We start from the raw sequence: 16,065 nt of genomic DNA, 5'->3' as shown, positions 1-16,065 counted from the left end.
ATTGCGGCTCCCGCCTGTGCTGCCTATAGGCTGTCGGCAGAGAGTTTCGCGCCTTTAAGGGAGAGAGCCATGGTGAACCCCGGCAACCGTATCCTCGACGATATCGCCCGTCTCGCCACCGATGCCGCCGGCGCGGCACAGGGCGTGCGGCGCGAGGTCGAGACGGTGGTGAAGACGCAGATCGAGCGCCTGCTGCGCGATCTCGACGTCGTCACCCGCGAGGAATTCGAGGCGGTGCGCGAGATGGCGCTGATCGCCCGCGAGGAGAACGACAAGCTCGCCGCGCGGCTGAAGGCGCTGGAGGAGAAGCTCGGCAAGGCCTGAGAACGGGCCGGGGTTGCTTCAAGAGCGGCCCCCGGTTGCCCTCAGGTTATGTCCACAGCCATGTGCTGTGGACAGCCCTTCGGGGGGATTGAGCCCGCCGGCCGAATCCGCGGAGCTTGGCGCCGTGTTGGGAGCGTCACAGCGCCTGCGCTATCGTCGGTGGAAAGAATTGATTCGTCGGGCGGATTCGTCCTGCCGCGCCGAATGGGAGCGCCTCTTTCAGAGGGGTTCCGGAGGTGTGTTGCGTTCCTTCGGCTTTCCAGTCGCCGTGTTCCTGTTCTCGAACGCGCCGGAGCCTTTCGCTCCGGAAGGTGGACCCTAGGGCATGATGGACCTCGATATGGATGCCGAGCTGGATCGGCCTTCCAACCCGCTTGACCTGTTTGAACGCCTCGCCGCCCTCAACGACTGGTCATTCGATCGCGACAGCGAGGATGAGCTCTCGGTCTCCGTGACCGGCGGCTGGTCGGAATACCATGTCGCGATCACCTGGCTCGCCGAGGTGGAAGCGCTGCATATCGCCTGCGCCTTCGACCTCAAGGTGCCGGAGCGGCGGCGTGGCGAGGTGCTGCAGCTCGTCAGCCTCGTCAACGAGCAGCTCTGGCTCGGCCATTTCGACCTCTGGAGCAGCGAAAGCGTGGTGATGTACCGCCACGCCCTGCTGCTTTCCGGCGGGGCCGAACCGACCGAAGAGCAGGCGATCGCGCTGGTCAAGGCTGCGGTCGAGGCCTGCGAGCGCTACTATCAGGCCTTCCAGTTCGTCGTCTGGGCCGGCAAGACCGCGAAGGAAGGCATGGAGGGCGCGATCCTGGAGACGGTCGGCGAGGCCTGAGGTCGCGCCGACGTCATGGCCGGGCTTGACCGGGCCACCTCTTGCAGGCTCTGGTTCCGACATGCTCAGGCGCCAGCCCGGCATGACGCCCTGTTCCCAAGCGACGAGCACCGCCATGACCGCTTCCCTGCCGCAATCGCTCGTCCTCATCGGCGCCGGCAAGATGGGCGGCGCGATGCTGGAGGGCTGGCTGCGCATCGGCATCGATCCGAAGGGAATCAGCCTGATCGATCCCAAGCCGTCGGATGAAATGGTCGCGCTCGCCAACGACAAGGGCATGCGACTCAATCCGTCCGCCAAGGATATTCCCGCCGCCGATGTCGTCGTGCTGGCGACCAAGCCGCAGATGCTCGATACGGCCGCGCCTGCGGTGCAGGCCTTCATCCATCCGAGGACGCTGCTGATCTCGATCCTCGCCGGCAAGACGCTGGGCGATCTTTCGGCGCGCCTGCCCAATGCCGGCGCGATCATCCGGGCCATGCCGAACCTGCCGGCCGCGGTGCAGCGCGGCGCTACCGCTGCGGCTCCCGGCAAGGGCGTGAGCGTGGCGCAGCGCGCCACCGCCGACGCGCTGCTCGGCAGCATTGGCAAGGTCGAATGGCTCGACGACGAGGGGCTGATCGATGCGGTGACGGCGGTGTCGGGCTCAGGCCCGGCCTATGTCTTCCATCTCGTCGAGTGCCTCGCCGCTGCTGGCAAGGATGCCGGCCTGCCCGCCGATGTCGCGGAGCGTCTGGCGCGGGCAACGGTCGAAGGTGCCGGTGAGTTGCTGTTCCAGTCGCCGCTTCCGCCGGGTACGCTGCGCCAGAACGTGACCTCGCCCGGTGGCACGACGGCAGCGGCACTCGAGGTGCTGATGGCCGAAGACGGCATGAAGCCGCTGATGCGCAAGGCGGTGGCTGCTGCGAAACGTCGCGCTGGCGAGCTTTCCGGCTGAACCGCCTTCCACCTGCCACGATAGCGGCCTAACCTCTTCTCATTGCGAAGCGAGAGGAGCTGCCCCATGGCCCGCAAACCCGTTTCCACCCCGCCCCAGGCGGCGGCGCCTGCGGCCGATCCGCGCCGTCGCGCCGTCGATGCGCTGATGAAGCTCGCCGTCGAGCGACGCTGGGACGAGATCGAACTACCGGATATCGCGACCGAGGCCGGACTGACGCTGGCGCAACTGCGCGGGCTGTTCCCCTCCAAGCTCGCCATGCTGGGCGGCGTGACCCGCATCGTCGACGATGCCGTCCTGGCGAGCTCCTCGGACGATCTCGCCGGCGAGCCGGTCAAGGAGCGCTTGTTCGACCTCGTGATGCGCCGGCTCGATGCGATGGCGCCTTACAAGGCGGGTCTGCGCAAGATTGCGCCGGTCATCCGGCGCGATCCGCTGGCGCTGGCGGCGCTCAATCGCGGCGCCGTCAATTCCTGGCGCTACATGCTGGCTTCGGCCGGCATCCCGACCGAGGACGCATTGGGTCATCTGCGGGTGCAGGGCGCGGTTTTGCTGATGGCGCGCGTCTCCGAGGCCTGGCTCGACGACGACGAGCCGGAGCTGTCGAAGACGATGGCGCGGCTCGACCGCGAACTGAAGACGGCAGGGCGGATCATGGCGCGCGTCGAGGATGTCCATCGGCTGACGGCGCCGTTCCGCGGGCTGGCGCGGGCGATCTGCTCCGGGCGGCCTCTGAAGGCGCGCCGGCGCGAACGAGCCTCCGAGCGCGGCGAGGACAACGAGGACTACGCACCGGCGATCTGAGCGCCGCGCAGCTTCCGCGCTCGGCCTGCGACAAAATGTGGCGAAACTGCGCCAATGTTAAGCGTGCCTTAGCCAATCCTGCGCGAATGAGGGGAATTCCCCCATCGCGCAGGATACGCGAATGTCGTTCACCAGGAAGCTTGCGACCCTTTCGATCAGCCGTTCCTTCGGCCTGATCGCGGCCTTGGCCGTGCTGATCGCCGTCGGCGCCGTCGGCTATACGCTGAATGCCGCCCGCAACGAGATGATCACGCTCAAGCGGGCCGAGATGAAGAATGCGGTCGAAGCCGCCGCGACGACGGTCAAGGGCTACCTGGCGCGCGTCCAGGCCGGCGAGCTGAAGGACGAGGATGCCAAGAAGCTGGCGATGGATGCGCTCGGCAGCGCGCGCTTCGACAGCGGGAACTATTACTTCCTCATCGATTACGACGGCATCAGCGTCCTGCACGCCAACAAGAAGATCCAGTCGACGGACATGAAGCCGCTCAAGGACGCGGACGGCAAGTTCTTCGTCCAGGAGATGGTCGCGCTGGCGAAGGCGAAGACCGAGGGCTTCGTCGATTATGGCTGGCTCAAGGCCGGCGACAAGGACCCTTCGCTCAAGATTTCCTACATCATCGGCATCCCGCAATGGCAGTGGGTGGTCGGCTCCGGCCTGCATGTTCAGGATGTCGATGCGGCCTTCATGAGCATGGTCGGCGGCGTTGCCAAGGTCCTGGTGCCGCTCGGCCTCGTCATGCTTGGCCTCGTCATCATTCTCAGCCGCCGCGCCTCCGGCATGCTGCATTCGCTGCGCGGTTCGATGGAGGGTCTGGCCGCGGGCCAGCTCGACACCACGATCGCGCATCAGGAGCGGCCTGACGAGATCGGCGCCATGGCGCGCACGCTGGTCGTCTTCCGCGATGCGGCCCTCGCCAAGGAGGCGATGGAGACCGACAAGCTCAGGATGGAAGAGGAGGCTGCCGGCCATCGCAGCGCCGCCGATGGCGAGCGCCGGCGCAACGAGGCCGACCGCGCCGAGCATGCCCGCGTGCAGGCCGACGTGGTGCTGGCTCTTGGCCAGGGGCTGGAGCATCTCTCGGATGGCGACCTGACCTACCGGATCGAGGCCGCCTTCTCGGCCGAATACGTCAAGCTCAAGGACGATTTCAACGGCGCCATCGCCAAGCTGCAGGATGCGATGCGCCAGATCGCGACCAACACTGACAGCATGAAGGCGGGCTCGACCGAGATCAGCCAGGCGGCGGACGACCTCGCCAGCCGGACCGAGCAACAGGCCTCCTCGGTCGAGGAGACCGCGACGGCACTCGACGAGCTCACCGCGACGGTGCGCCAGACGGCGGAAAGCGCGCGCCTTGCCAACCAGGCGACGGAGCAGGTCAAGACCGAGGCCGAGCAGTCGACCAGCATCGTCCGCGATGCAGTGACGGCGATGGGCGGCATCGAGAAATCGGCTCAGGAAATCTCGCAGATCGTCGGGGTGATCGACGAGATCGCCTTCCAGACCAATCTGCTCGCGCTCAATGCCTCGGTCGAGGCGGCCCGCGCCGGCGATGCCGGCAAGGGCTTCGCGGTCGTGGCCTCCGAGGTGCGGGCGCTGGCGCAACGCTCGGCTTCCGCGGCGAAGGAGATCAAGACGCTGATCGACGCCTCGACCATCGAGGTCGAGAAGGGGGTCACGCTCGTCGGCCAGACCGGCGGCGCGCTGCAGCGCATGGCTTCCGAGATCACACGCGTCACCTCGCTGGTCGCCGAGATCGCCGGTGCGGCGCAGGAGCAGGCCTCGGGCCTCCAGGAGGTCAATTCCGCCGTCGGCGAGATGGACCAGGCGACCCAGCAGAACGCCGCGATGGCCGAGCAGTCGACCGCCGCTGCGCATTCGCTCTCGCAGGAGGCCGACCGGCTCTCCTCGCTGGTCGCGCGCTTCCAGCTCGGCGGCGACGTCGCAAAGCTCAAGGCGATCTCCCAGACCATGCGGGCGGCCGTCGCTGCGGCGCCGCGCCCGGCGGCTCCGCGGGCCAAGGCCTCCAGCGGCAGTGTCGCTACGGCGCCCAAGACCGATGCACGCGACGACGGGTGGGCGGAGTTTTGAGCACGCCTTCCGAGCCTGCCGCCCAGATCGGCTTCGATGATTTCCTGAAGGTCGACATCCGTGTCGGCACCATCGTCGAGGCCGAGCCCTATCCCGAGGCGCGCAAGCCCTCGATCAAGCTCGTCATCGATTTCGGCGGCACGATCGGCCGGAAGAAATCCTCGGCGCAGATCACGAAGCACTATCGGCCGGAAGATCTTCCCGGCCGGCAGGTCCTCGCGGTGGTGAATTTCCCGCCGCGCCAGATCGGCAGGTTCATGTCGGAAGTGCTGACGCTCGGCATTCCCGATGCCGAGGGCGAGGTCGTCCTGATCGGGCCGGGGCAGGCGGTGCCGGTCGGTGGAAGGCTCTTCTAGCTAGGCAGCTGCGGCCCACAGGCCGGTCTGCAAGGTGGTCGGCGCGAATTCGGGTGCCGACCAGCGCAGCGGCAGCGCATGGGCCCGGCGCCAGCCGCGCCGGACATGGAAGCGCCACAGGCGCTCGGCGCCATCGAGCCGCGCCAGCTCCGGTCCCTGCCAGAGGATCTCCGCCTCGCCCTGCAATTGCAGCAGCGTGCCCGTCTGGAAATCGACGAAGAGCAGCGCGGCACGCGGCTCCTGCAACAGGTTCCCGAAGGTGTTGAAGTAGTTGTTGCCGGCGAAATCCGGGATGGTGAGGGTGTCGCCATCGATCCGTACGAAGCCGGGGCGGCCGCCGCGATGCGAGATGTCGACGCCACCGGGTTCGCTCCCAAGAGCAGCGGCGCTGGCGATGAAGAGCGTATCGGCCCCGGCGATCAGTGAGTGCGTCTGCGCATCGAGGCCGGACAGCTCCGTTGCCGACGCGGCGAGCTCATTGCCATCCTGAACCCGGTTGCGGACCTGGATGTATTTCGCGCAATTGCCGAAGCTCTGCGCCACCGCAACCGTGAGGCCATCCGTGCCGACGGTCTCGATTCGTCCATTGGCGCGGTTGCGGCGGCGGCTCTCGAATTCGAGCCCGAGCAGGCCGATGGGGCTGCCCGGCCGGAGCGCTTCGAAGGCAGGATCATCCCTGGCGGGCAGGGCTGCGATCGACAGCGTGGTTGGGGTTGGGCTTTCCACGAAGCCGGGCTTGGCGGCCAGCACGGTCGCCAAGGGCCAACCGCCCGAGTCGGGCACGCCGGCAAAGACCCAGGGCAACTGGCCAAAGAAGATGCGGTGCTGATCCGGCATGAACTGGCGAATGCCGGCACCGCGAGCGGCGACGCCGGCCTGCGCCTGCGCCGCCAGCTCACCGGCATGGAAGGGGCCGTCAGGCAGCATCGTCGTCGAGCTCTGCGGGAAGGGGCGAAGGCGGGATCGGCTTGAAGAAGGGCAGGGCCTCGATGCGCGCGAGCCAGTTCCGTACGGCCGGATAGGGCTTCAGCGAGATGCCGCCTTCGGGCGCGTGCGCGACGTAGGAATAGCAGGCGAGATCGGCGATCGTCGGGTGAACGGTGGCGAGATAGTCGCGCGTCGCCAGATGCTCTTCCATGAAGGTGAGCAGCTTGGCCGCGATCCGCTGGGCGCGGGCCTTGTCGTCCTTCAGGCCGAACTGCGTGATCAGGCGCGCGATCGAGGGGCCGTGCATGACCTCGCCAGCGGCGATCGAGAGCCAGCGCTGGACATTGGCTGCGCCGATGGGATCGAGCGGCAGCCAGGTGCTGTCCGGGGCATAGCGCCGGACCAGATAGACCATGATCGCATTGCTGTCGGCGAAGGTGAGGTCGCCGTCCTGCAGCACGGGAATCTGACCGAGCGGGTTGAGCTTGCGGAAGGCATCGCTCCGCCGGACATCGGTCGGGGCCTCCTCGTTGCGATAGGGCAGGCCAAGCGCGAGCAGCAGCAACTCGACGCGGTGAGCATGACCCGAAAGGGGCGTTCCGTGGAGGATGATCTCTGGCGACGGCATGGCGGTTCTCCTGCTTCTGCCGGGCATCATGATCGTTTCGCCGAACTGCCGTAATCTGCTATCGGTTAAACTCAGAATTTCGGTTTGCGGAACGATGAGATGGACCGGATCGAGGAGCTGGCGATCTTCGTCGCGATCGTCGATGCCGGCAGCCTTGCCGGCGCGGCGCGGCGCCTGCGCAAGTCGCGCCCGGCCGTAACGCGGGCGCTCGCCGGGCTGGAAGAGCGGGTCGGGAAGCAATTGATCGCGCGCACGACGCGGCGCCTGACCCCGAACGATGCCGGGCGCGAGCTTGCCGCCACGGCCCGGCGGCTGCTCGCCGACTATGAGGCGGCGCTCGGCGTCGCGGCGGCCGAACCGGTCAGCGGCCTGTTGCGCATCACGGCGCCGCTCTCGTTTGGCCGACGACATGTCACGCCGCTGGTGAGCGAGTTCCTCGACCGGTACCCGCAGGTGCAGGTCGAGCTCGTGCTGGCGGATCGCAATCTCGACCTGATCGAGGAGGACCTGCAACTGGCCGTCCGGATCGGGCCGCTGCCGAATTCCGGCCTGCTGATACGCAAGGTCGGCGAGGTCCGGCGCATCCTCGTCGCCGCGCCGTCCTATCTCGCGAGCTGCCCGCCGCTGCGTCGACCGGCAGACATCGCGGCGCATGAGACCATCGCGAGCGTCGCGGCCAACCAGACGCTGACCTGGCGCTTCGGCGGGCCGCGCTCAGGCAGCGCCGTCGTGCTGACGCCGCGGCTGATCGTCAACGAGGTGGAATCGGTGCTGATCGCGGCGCGGGCCGGGCGGGGGCTGGCGCGGGTGCTGTCCTATCAGGCGGCCGAGGATCTCGCTTCAGGAGCGCTGGTCCGTCTGCTCGCGGAGTTCGAGCCGCCGCCGCTGCCGGTGCAGCTCGTGGTGCCGGGCGGACGGGCGCCGGCGCCGCGCGTGCGCGCCTTCATCGACCATGCGGTGGTGCGATTGCCCGCGCTTGCGCCGATCGGGGCCGGCTGAGGCCGATTCTAGACCGGCAGCCGGACGGTCGCCCGCAAACCGCCGAGCGGGGAGTCGCCGAGCATGATGTCGCCGCCATGGGCGCGGGCGATATCGCGCGCGATGGCAAGGCCGAGCCCTGTGCCGCCGCCATCGACATTGCGGGCCTCGTCGAGGCGGAAGAAGGGGCGGAAGACTTCCTCGCGCTGGTCCGGCGGGATGCCGGGGCCGTCATCGTCGACCATCACGATCAGGTAGCGCGCATCATGGGTCGCCCGGATCGCGATGCGGTCGCCGTAGCGCGCCGCGTTGGAGACGAGGTTGGTCAGCAGCCGGCGGAAGGCGTCCTGGCGGATCACGACGAGCGGATCGCCGACCACCGTCAATTCGGTCTGGTGGCCCTGACGCTCGGCATCGGACTTCAATTCCTCGAGCAGGGAGCGGATGTCGGCCTCGACCGCGGTCTCGCCGGCGTCGCCGCGGGCGAAGGCGAGATAGTCCTCGAGCATGCGGCTCATCTCGTCGACGTCCTTCTCCAGCGCCTCGATTTCCGAGGAGCGCTCCATCAGGGCGAGCGAGAGCTTGAAACGGGTGAGGATGGTGCGCAGGTCGTGGCTGACGCCGTTCAGCATCGTCGTACGCTCGCCGATCGAGCGCTCGACACGCCGCTTCATCTCGATGAAGGCATTGCCGGCGCGGCGGACCTCGCGGGCGCCCCGCGGCCGGAAATCGGCGTCGCGGCCCTTGCCGAAGGCTTCGGCCGCATCGGCGAGCTTCAGGATCGGGCGGATCTGGTTGCGCAGGAACAGCACCGCGATCGTCAAGAGGATCAGCGATGTCCCGATCATCCAGAGCAGGAAGATATGGCTGTTCGAGGCATAGGCCGAATTGCGCCTTGTCAGGATGCGCATCACGTCCTTGCCGAGCTTGACGCGGATCTCGATCAGGCTGGAGCGGCCGACCGTGTCGAGCCAGAACGGGCGGGCGACCTGCTGCGACAGCTCGGTCGAGAGCGCGTTGTCGAGTAGCGAGAAGAAGGGGCGCGGGCCCGGTGCCGGCAGGTCGGAATCGGGGATGATGTCGAGGTCCATGCCGAGCCGCTCGGCCGCGATGCGCGACAGCGTCGTGGTGTCGGCATCCTGCGGATAGCTTTCATAGACATCGATCAGCATGGCGATGTCGGCCGAGACGGCCGAGGACAGGCGCTGCGTCACGGTCTGCCAGTGCCGCTCCATGAAGACATAGGCGATGACCGATTGCAGCAGCACGACCGGCGCGATGACGATGACCAGCGCGCGCGGATAGAGCCCCTTGGGCATGTAGCGCGCGATGACCTGCAAGGGCCGGCCGATGCGCTTGATCGTCGGTCGTACGGCCTTGCCGAGATGTTCCAGTGCCTTTTCCAGCCCGGCAAAGGCGCGCGCAAACCCACGCGCGACGGAGCGCAGCGCGGATGGGCCTTTCCTGCCAGGTTGCAGCGGCGTCACGAGCGGTCCGTCACCAGCCTGTAGCCGACACCGCGCACGGTCTGGAGATAAAGCGGGTCGGTCTGGTCACGCTCGATCTTGCGGCGCAGACGGTTCATCTGGACATCGACGGTGCGGTCATTGGCGGCCGAGCCCTGCGCCGCCAGCTCCTCGCGCGGCACGACCTCGCCGGCGCGTTCGGCCAGCGCCGTCAGAATCTCGCGCTCGCGCTCGGTCAGGCGGATGGTCTCCTCGCCCTTGCGCAATTCGCCGCGCGCCAGCCCATAGATGAAGGGGCCGAAGCGGACGAAATCCGGCCGCGTGCCGGATTGCGCGGCTTCGACGACGAGCGTGCGCTTCAGGATATTGCCGAGCCGCAGCAGCAATTCGCGCGGCTCGAACGGCTTGGAGAGATAATCGTCGACGCCGATCTCGAGGCCGTTGATGCGGTCCTTGCCGTCGGCGCGGGCGGTCAGCATCAGGATCGGTACGGCGGAGCCACCGCGGAAGCGGCGCGCGAAATCGAAACCGTTCTCGCCGGGCATCATCACGTCGAGCACGATCGCGTCGAAGACGAGGTTGCCCAGCCGCGTGTCGGCCTCGGCCGCATTGGCCGCCGTCGTCACCCGGAAGCCGTTATCGCCGAGGAAGCGCCCCAGCAATTCGCGCAGGCGCCGGTCGTCGTCGACGACGAGGATATGCGGGGCCTCGTCGGGCAGCGGCTTGCGGGCCGGCTTCGCCAGGGTCTCGGTTGCGATCATTCTCGCGCCTTCTCTCCTGCGCCGACCGGATCGGCTGCTCACGGTGCAGGGCTGCCATAGCATAACGCAGCGAGCGGGTCGCCGCTAAGGCTTGTCGAGAAGTCGTTCCACCTTCGGCCGCTCGGCCGCGTCGATCAGGGCGGCGAGATAGCGCGCGGCGATGGCCGCCGTCTCGGGCGCCGCGCCTTCGAGCGCGCGGTTGATGCGCTTCGCCTGGAGGCGGACGAGGCGCAGCGCCAGGTCCTGGCCCGAGGGCGTGGTGTGGAGATGGCGCTGGCGCTTGTCCTGCCGGCCGGTGCGCTGCTCGATATAGCCCTTCTCGACCAGCTCCTTGAGGACGCGGTTCAGGCTCTGCTTGGTGATCTGGAGGATGTCGAGCAGTTCGGCGATGGTCAGGCCCGGCCGGCGCTGGACGAAGTGCAGGACGCGGTGATGGGCGCGGCCGAAACCGTAATCGGCGAGGATGCGGTCGGGGTCGCCGACGAAGTCGCGATAGGCGAAGAACAAGAGCTCGATCAGGTCATGCGGCACCGCCTCGGAGGAGGGCCTGAGCGGCAGGTCTTCTGCGTCGGACGAAGGTGAGGCCAAAACGCGCCTTCCAAAAATTTGGGTCAGCCTTATTGACATATCTCAGACGCAAGATTACCGGTCAAGGGCGCTGAGCGAACGATTATTTCAAAGCGTCTCGCTGCAACGCAGCTTTAGACCCGCGCTTGCGTTCCGAAAACGGCTGTGCCGGAGTTCCGGAAACGAGCACCCAGGAGAAGGTCCATGTCAGTCATTCCTTTCGACCAGCGCGATGGCGTCATCTGGTTCGACGGCAAGCTCGTGCCGTGGAAGGACGCCCGAATTCACGTACTGACCCATGGACTGCATTACGGCTCCTGCATCTTCGAGGGCGAGCGCTCCTACGACGGCGTGATCTACAAGTGCACCGAGCACTCGCAGCGCTTCCACAAGTCAGCCGAGATCATGGATTTCACGATCCCCTATTCGGTCGCCGAGCTCGACGCGGCCAAATATCTCTGCCTGAAGGAGAACGGCCTGAAGGACGCCTATATCCGTCCGGTCGCCTGGCGCGGCTCGGAGATGATGGCGGTGTCCGGCATGAACAATTCGATCCACACCGCGATCGCCGTGTGGGAATGGCCGAGCATGTTCGACATGGCGGCGAAGCTGAAGGGCATTCGGCTCGACGTCGCCGATTACCGCCGGCCGGACCCGGCCTGTGCGCCGGTTCATGCCAAGGCTGCGGGCCTCTACATGATCTGCTCGCTCTCCAAGCACAAGGCGGAGCGCGGCGGCTATGCCGATGCGATGATGCTCGACTGGGAAGGCAATGTCGCCGAATGCACCGGCGCCAACATCTTCTTCATCAAGGACGGTGTGATCCACACCCCGCTGGCCGACCGCTTCCTGAACGGCATCACCCGCCAATCGGTGATCGACCTCTGCCGCCAGCGCGGCTTCGAGGTGGTCGAGCGCCGCATCCGGCCGGAGGAGCTGGAGAGCTTCAACGAGTGCTTCATCACCGGCTCGGCCGCCGAGGTGACGCTGGTCTCCGAGATCGGCCCGTACAACTTCATCACCGGCAACATGGGCAAGGTGATCATGGAAGATTATTCGGCTGCGGTGCGCCCGCAGACGAAGGCGGCGTGACGCCGCTCCGTCATGCCCGGGCTTGATCCGGGCATCTCGGAAACCAGTGATCTTTCGTCATGAGATTCTCGGGTCGGAGCTTTGCTCCGCCCGAGAATGACGCTGTGGCTTATTCCCACCGCCGGGCGGCGGCGTCATCCTCGCCCTTGGCTTCGACCCAGCCGCCGAGCGTGCCGTCGGCATGGTGTTCGCGCTTCCAGAACGGGGCGCGGGTCTTGAGGTAGTCCATCATGAAATCGGCGGCCTCGAAGGCGGCGCGGCGGTGGGCCGAAGCCGCCAGCACCAGCACGATCTGCTCGCCCGGCCGGACCAGCCCGTAACGATGGATCGCGACGAGGCCGAGCAGCGGCCAGCGGCTGGCAGCTTCGTTAGCGACACGGGTGATCTCGGCCTCGGCCATGCCCGGATAATGCTCGAGTTCGAGCGCGGCGAGCGTGCCGGCCTCGTCGCGGCAGAGCCCGGTGAAGGAGACGACGGCGCCGATATCGGCGCGACCGGCCGACAGGGCGTCGATCTCGTCCTGAAGCGAGAAGTCCTCCCGCTGGATGCGGACGAGGGGCGAGATCACGGCCTAGCCGCCCGTCATTGGCGGGAAGAACGCGATCTCGCGGGCAGCGCCGAGCCGGGCCTGCGGCTTGGCATGGACATGGTCGAGCGCGGCCCGCACGACCGTCTCGTCGGCGAAGGCCGTCTCATAACCTTCGCCGCGCGCCTTCAGCCAGCGCACGAGATCGGCGATGGTGGTGAGATCGGTGGGGATGTCGAGCGTCTCCTCGGGAAGGCCGACGCGCTCGCGCACCCAGGCGAAATAGACGATGCGGACGGGCCGTGTGCCCGCCGCCGCGGTCGCTGTCACAGTATTCATGGCGTGCGCTCGTCTTCTGCGACGAGATGGCGGATGCCGGCGTTGAAATAATCCCAGCCGGTATAGATCGTCAGGCCGGCAGCAGCCCAGAGCAGGACGATGCCGATCGTGGTGTTGCCGGGCAGGACCTTGTCGCCGGCCGGGCCGACGACGAGGAAGCCGAGCGCGAAGAGTTGCGCCGTCGTCTTCCACTTGGCGACCTTGCTGACGGGAACGCTGACCTTGAGATCGGCCAGGAATTCGCGAAGCCCGGAGACCAGGATCTCACGGCAGAGGATGACGATCGCGGCCCAGAGCGTCCAGCCTTCGATCTGACCGGTATAGACCAGCATCAGCAGCAGGGCGGCGACGAGCAGCTTGTCGGCGATCGGGTCGAGCATGCGGCCGATCGCCGATTGCTGGCTCCAGGCCCGCGCGATGTAGCCGTCGAGATAGTCGGTAATGGCGGCGAGCGTGTAGATTCCCAGCGCGAGCCAGCGCATCCAGTCGTCGCGCGGCCAGAACAGGATCGCCACCAGGGCCGGGATCGCCAGGATCCGCCCGTAGGTGAGGAGGTTGGGCAGCGACCAGGGGCCGCGCCGCCTGATGGCGTCTGGAAGAATCGTCACGGGATGCACCAAAGCAAGGCGGCGGCAGCAGCGTCAACACGCAACAGCGTGAATGTGGCAGAACTATCAGGCATCATGAAAGAAATCATGCACCGCCTTGGCCGTCGCGGCATTGACGCCGGGCGTGCGCATGAGATCGTCGAGCTTGGCGCGCTGGATCGCCTTCACCGTGCCGAAATGCAGCAGCAGCGCCCGCTTGCGTGACGGGCCGATGCCGGGGATCTCGTCGAGCGGGTTCTTCATCGTCTCGCGCTTGCGCTTGGCGCGGTGCGTGCCGATGGCGAAGCGGTGGGCTTCGTCGCGCAGGCGCTGGATGAAATAGAGCGCGGGGTCGCGCGGCTGCATCTTGAAAGGCTCTCGGCCCTCCATGTGGAAGGTTTCGCGCATGGCGTTGCGATCCTCCCCCTTGGCGATGGCGACGAGCGGGATGTCGGAGGCACCTAGCTCCTTCATGATCTTGAGCGCGGCGGTGAACTGGCCCTTGCCGCCGTCGACGATGACGAGATCGGGGCGGGAGGGGAAACCGTCCTCATCCTTGCGGGGCTTCGGCGCCTTGCGCGCCTTCTTTGGCGGGGTCTCACCCTGGGAAGCGTCGTCAGGCGTCTCCCCGAGGGCGATCGTCACGGCTTCGTCGCCCCCTGGAGCATCCTTCGAGACGGCCGCGCCAGCGCCCCCCTCAGGATGAGGGCTCAGGGCAATGCCTTCTTCCCTTGCCAGCTTCGCGAAGCGGCGCGTCAGCACCTCGCGCATCATGCCGAAATCGTCGCCAGCGATGGTGTCGGTCGAGATGTTGAAGGTGCGGTACTGGTTCTTCACGAAGCCGTCCGGCCCGGCGACGATCATGCCGCCGACGGCGTTGGTGCCCATGATGTGCGAGTTGTCGTAGACCTCGACCCGGCGCGGCGGCGTCTCCATGCCGAAGGCGGCGCCGAGCGTGGCGAGCAGGGCGGTCTGGCCGGCATTGTCGGCGAGCTTGCGCGCGAGCGCCTCGCGGGCGTTCTTGACGGCATGGGCCATCAGGTCGGCGCGTTCGCCGCGCTTGGGATGTGCGACCTCGACCTTGCGGCCGGCGCGTGCCGTGAGCGCCTGGCCGATCAACTCGATTTCCTCGACCGGATGCGAGAGCAGCACGAGGCGCGGCGGCGGCTTGTCGTCGTAGAACTGCGCGACGACGGAGGCGAGCACCTCGGCCGGGGTCAGCGAGCGGTCGGCGCGCGGGAAGAGGGCGCGGTTGCCCCAGTTCTGGTGGTTGCGGAAGAAGAAGATCTCGACGCAGAACTGCCCGGCCTGCTCGTCGATGGCGAAGACGTCAGCCTCCTCGACCCCTTGCGTATTGATGTCCTGCCCGGCCTGAACGGCCGATAGCGCGGCGAGGCGGTCGCGATAGCGCGCCGCCTTCTCGAATTCGAGCTCTTCCGCGGCGACCTGCATCCGGGCGGAGAGGAGCTGTTTTACCGCGGAGGAGCGGCCGGAGAGGAAGTCGCGGGCCTGGCCGGCGAGCGCCTGATAGTCGGGAATCGAGATCTCGCCGGTGCAGGGGCCGGCGCAGCGCTTGATCTGGAAGAGCAGGCAGGGGCGCGTGCGGTTCTCGTAGAAGGAATCCGAGCAGGTGCGGATCAGGAAGGCCTTCTGCAGCGCGTCGATGGTGCGCGTCACCGCCCAGACCGAGGCGAAGGGGCCGAAATAGTCGCCCTTGCGATGGCGCGAGCCGCGATGCTTCAGGATCGCGGGAGCGTCGTGCTCGCCGCCGGTCAGGAGGATATAGGGGAACGACTTATCGTCGCGCAGCAGCACGTTGTAGCGCGGCCGAAGCTGCTTGATCAGGTTCGACTCGAGCAGCAGGGCCTCGGTCTCGGTGCCGGTGGTGACGAACTCCATATTCGCCGTCTCGGCGATCATCCGGGCGACGGCATTGGTATGCGCCATGCCGCGGGCATAGGAGGTCACGCGGTTCTTCAGGCTCTTGGCCTTGCCGACATAGAGCACCTCGCCGGCGCGATCGAACATCCGGTAGACGCCGGGCCTGTTCGGCAGGTGCTTCGCGAATTGCTGGATGACCTCGATGCCGGCCTTGAGTGCGCCGGGAGCGGCTTCCGCGAGGGCGAGCGCGGCTTCGGGCGCGGGGAGGGTGTCCTCCTCGTCCTCGAACTCGTCCTGAGGCAGATCGTCCTGGCGTTCGCGACTCATGCGCTTCTGTACTCTTGATCTCTGTATTTTCGGCCTCCATGTAGGATGCCGCAGCGGCTTCGTCATGTCAGGAGAGCGGATGCGGCGGCGCCGCCGAGGCACATCCTCGATGAAACCGGCAGCGTTTCACGATCGGCGATGGTTTCTCATCGTTGTTCGGGACTCTTCATGTTGCGCCTTTTTCGTTTCCCGGAGCAGCCATCCTGCCGCTGATTGACATCAGGACGGCCATGGCCTAATTGTTAATTTCGATTTAGGCCCGATGACTTGGCCATTCGCTGCTTTCGAGCGCGACATGCTGATGATTTTCTTCCTTTTATCGAACTCACTGCCGCATGTTTTCCATGGGGCTTGGATAAACATGTTTGCGGGAGGCTCATATGGCTTCTGGTTCGGTTAAGTGGTTCAACGCCACCAAGGGTTTCGGTTTCATTCAGCCTGACGATGGCGGCCAGGATGTGTTCGTTCACATCAGCGCTGTCGAGCGTGCCGGCATGCGCGATCTGCGCGAAGGCCAGAAGATCTCGTACGAGATCGTCCAGGACAAGCGTTCGGGCAAGAGCTCGGCCGACAACCTGCGGGCCGAGTAACCGCCTGGGAGGCGGAACGACGACGCTTTGAGGCGACCACGGATGTACCGG

Annotated in this window: 18 protein-coding genes; 9 read left to right on the top strand and 9 right to left on the bottom strand. The window is 66.8% G+C overall.

The genetic code is table 11. From position 1 onward, the window contains the following. Positions 1–69: 69 nt before the first annotated feature. The 6 genes from ASE61_RS18700 to ASE61_RS18675 all read left to right on the top strand — a co-directional run bounded on the left by ASE61_RS18700 (position 70) and on the right by ASE61_RS18675 (position 5,345). Complete coding sequence (locus tag ASE61_RS18700) at positions 70–324, top strand: accessory factor UbiK family protein (RefSeq protein ID WP_047577935.1); 255 nt, start codon at positions 70–72, stop codon at positions 322–324. A 325-nt stretch (positions 325–649) separates the two neighbouring features. Then, positions 650–1,156 carry a YbjN domain-containing protein gene (locus ASE61_RS18695; RefSeq protein ID WP_061969490.1) on the top strand — a complete coding sequence of 169 codons (507 nt, stop codon included), beginning with the start codon at positions 650–652 and terminating at the stop codon, positions 1,154–1,156. A 115-nt stretch (positions 1,157–1,271) separates the two neighbouring features. Next, positions 1,272–2,093 (top strand): pyrroline-5-carboxylate reductase, encoded by an 822-nt coding sequence (proC, locus tag ASE61_RS18690; RefSeq protein ID WP_061969489.1) that lies wholly within the window; start codon positions 1,272–1,274, stop codon positions 2,091–2,093. Positions 2,094–2,159: 66 nt separating this feature from the next. Then, positions 2,160–2,897: a hypothetical protein gene (locus ASE61_RS18685; RefSeq protein ID WP_061969487.1), complete on the top strand. Its 738-nt coding sequence runs from the start codon at positions 2,160–2,162 to the stop codon at positions 2,895–2,897. A gap of 121 nt (positions 2,898–3,018) precedes the next feature. After that, the gene (locus ASE61_RS18680) at positions 3,019–4,989 is read left to right on the top strand and encodes a methyl-accepting chemotaxis protein (protein WP_061969485.1); all 1,971 of its coding nucleotides are present in this window, start codon (positions 3,019–3,021) and stop codon (positions 4,987–4,989) included. Then, positions 4,986–5,345 carry a tRNA-binding protein gene (locus tag ASE61_RS18675; protein WP_061969484.1) on the top strand — a complete coding sequence of 120 codons (360 nt, stop codon included), beginning with the start codon at positions 4,986–4,988 and terminating at the stop codon, positions 5,343–5,345. Before ASE61_RS18680 ends, ASE61_RS18675 begins: the two co-directional genes overlap by 4 nt. Here ASE61_RS18675 and ASE61_RS18670 read toward each other — a convergent pair whose 3' ends face one another. Together ASE61_RS18670 and ASE61_RS18665 are read right to left on the bottom strand one after the other, a co-directional pair. After that, the gene (locus tag ASE61_RS18670) at positions 5,346–6,272 is read right to left on the bottom strand and encodes a pyridoxamine 5'-phosphate oxidase family protein (RefSeq protein WP_061969482.1); all 927 of its coding nucleotides are present in this window, start codon (positions 6,270–6,272) and stop codon (positions 5,346–5,348) included. It lies immediately after the preceding gene. Further along, on the bottom strand, positions 6,262–6,900 hold the full coding sequence (locus tag ASE61_RS18665; RefSeq protein ID WP_061969480.1) for a glutathione S-transferase: 639 nt from the start codon (positions 6,898–6,900) through the stop codon (positions 6,262–6,264). Before ASE61_RS18665 ends, ASE61_RS18670 begins: the two co-directional genes overlap by 11 nt. A 99-nt stretch (positions 6,901–6,999) precedes the next feature. Here ASE61_RS18665 and ASE61_RS18660 point away from each other — a divergent pair, with 99 nt between their 5' ends. Further along, entirely contained in the window at positions 7,000–7,899 is a 900-nt protein-coding gene (locus tag ASE61_RS18660; protein WP_061969478.1) for a LysR family transcriptional regulator, read from the top strand. Between the two features lie 8 nt (positions 7,900–7,907). Here ASE61_RS18660 and ASE61_RS18655 read toward each other — a convergent pair whose 3' ends face one another. The 3 genes from ASE61_RS18655 to ASE61_RS18645 form a co-directional block, all read right to left on the bottom strand. Further along, positions 7,908–9,197: an ATP-binding protein gene (locus ASE61_RS18655; RefSeq protein WP_082617599.1), complete on the bottom strand. Its 1,290-nt coding sequence runs from the start codon at positions 9,195–9,197 to the stop codon at positions 7,908–7,910. 164 nt (positions 9,198–9,361) lie between these two features. Next, positions 9,362–10,105, bottom strand: coding sequence for a response regulator (locus ASE61_RS18650; RefSeq protein WP_061969476.1), 744 nt, complete (start codon positions 10,103–10,105; stop codon positions 9,362–9,364). 84 nt (positions 10,106–10,189) lie between these two features. After that, positions 10,190–10,693, bottom strand: coding sequence for a MarR family winged helix-turn-helix transcriptional regulator (locus ASE61_RS18645; protein ID WP_413813546.1), 504 nt, complete (start codon positions 10,691–10,693; stop codon positions 10,190–10,192). Positions 10,694–10,876: 183 nt separating this feature from the next. Here ASE61_RS18645 and ASE61_RS18640 point away from each other — a divergent pair, with 183 nt between their 5' ends. Continuing rightward, the gene (locus ASE61_RS18640; protein WP_061969474.1) at positions 10,877–11,764 is read left to right on the top strand and encodes a branched-chain amino acid aminotransferase; all 888 of its coding nucleotides are present in this window, start codon (positions 10,877–10,879) and stop codon (positions 11,762–11,764) included. 109 nt (positions 11,765–11,873) lie between these two features. Here the strand turns inward: ASE61_RS18640 and ASE61_RS18635 are convergent, their stop codons facing one another. The 4 genes from ASE61_RS18635 to uvrC all read right to left on the bottom strand — a co-directional run bounded on the left by ASE61_RS18635 (position 11,874) and on the right by uvrC (position 15,424). Further along, positions 11,874–12,332 (bottom strand): molybdenum cofactor biosynthesis protein MoaE, encoded by a 459-nt coding sequence (locus ASE61_RS18635; protein WP_061969472.1) that lies wholly within the window; start codon positions 12,330–12,332, stop codon positions 11,874–11,876. A gap of 3 nt (positions 12,333–12,335) precedes the next feature. Continuing rightward, positions 12,336–12,629, bottom strand: coding sequence for a molybdopterin converting factor subunit 1 (moaD, locus tag ASE61_RS18630; RefSeq protein WP_061969470.1), 294 nt, complete (start codon positions 12,627–12,629; stop codon positions 12,336–12,338). Further along, the gene (gene pgsA, locus ASE61_RS18625) at positions 12,626–13,237 is read right to left on the bottom strand and encodes a CDP-diacylglycerol--glycerol-3-phosphate 3-phosphatidyltransferase (protein WP_061970249.1); all 612 of its coding nucleotides are present in this window, start codon (positions 13,235–13,237) and stop codon (positions 12,626–12,628) included. Before pgsA ends, moaD begins: the two co-directional genes overlap by 4 nt. 66 nt (positions 13,238–13,303) lie before the next feature. After that, positions 13,304–15,424, bottom strand: coding sequence for an excinuclease ABC subunit UvrC (uvrC, locus tag ASE61_RS18620; RefSeq protein ID WP_061969468.1), 2,121 nt, complete (start codon positions 15,422–15,424; stop codon positions 13,304–13,306). 380 nt (positions 15,425–15,804) lie between these two features. Between uvrC and ASE61_RS18615 the strand changes: the two genes are divergently transcribed. Then, entirely contained in the window at positions 15,805–16,014 is a 210-nt protein-coding gene (locus tag ASE61_RS18615) for a cold-shock protein (protein ID WP_061969466.1), read from the top strand. Positions 16,015–16,065 lie beyond the last annotated feature (51 nt).

The sequence above is a fragment of the Allobosea sp. Root670 genome (genome assembly GCF_001429415.1).
In the GTDB taxonomy this organism is placed as follows: domain Bacteria; phylum Pseudomonadota; class Alphaproteobacteria; order Rhizobiales; family Beijerinckiaceae; genus Allobosea; species Allobosea robiniae.
This window is presented reverse-complemented; position numbering and strand designations above follow the sequence as displayed.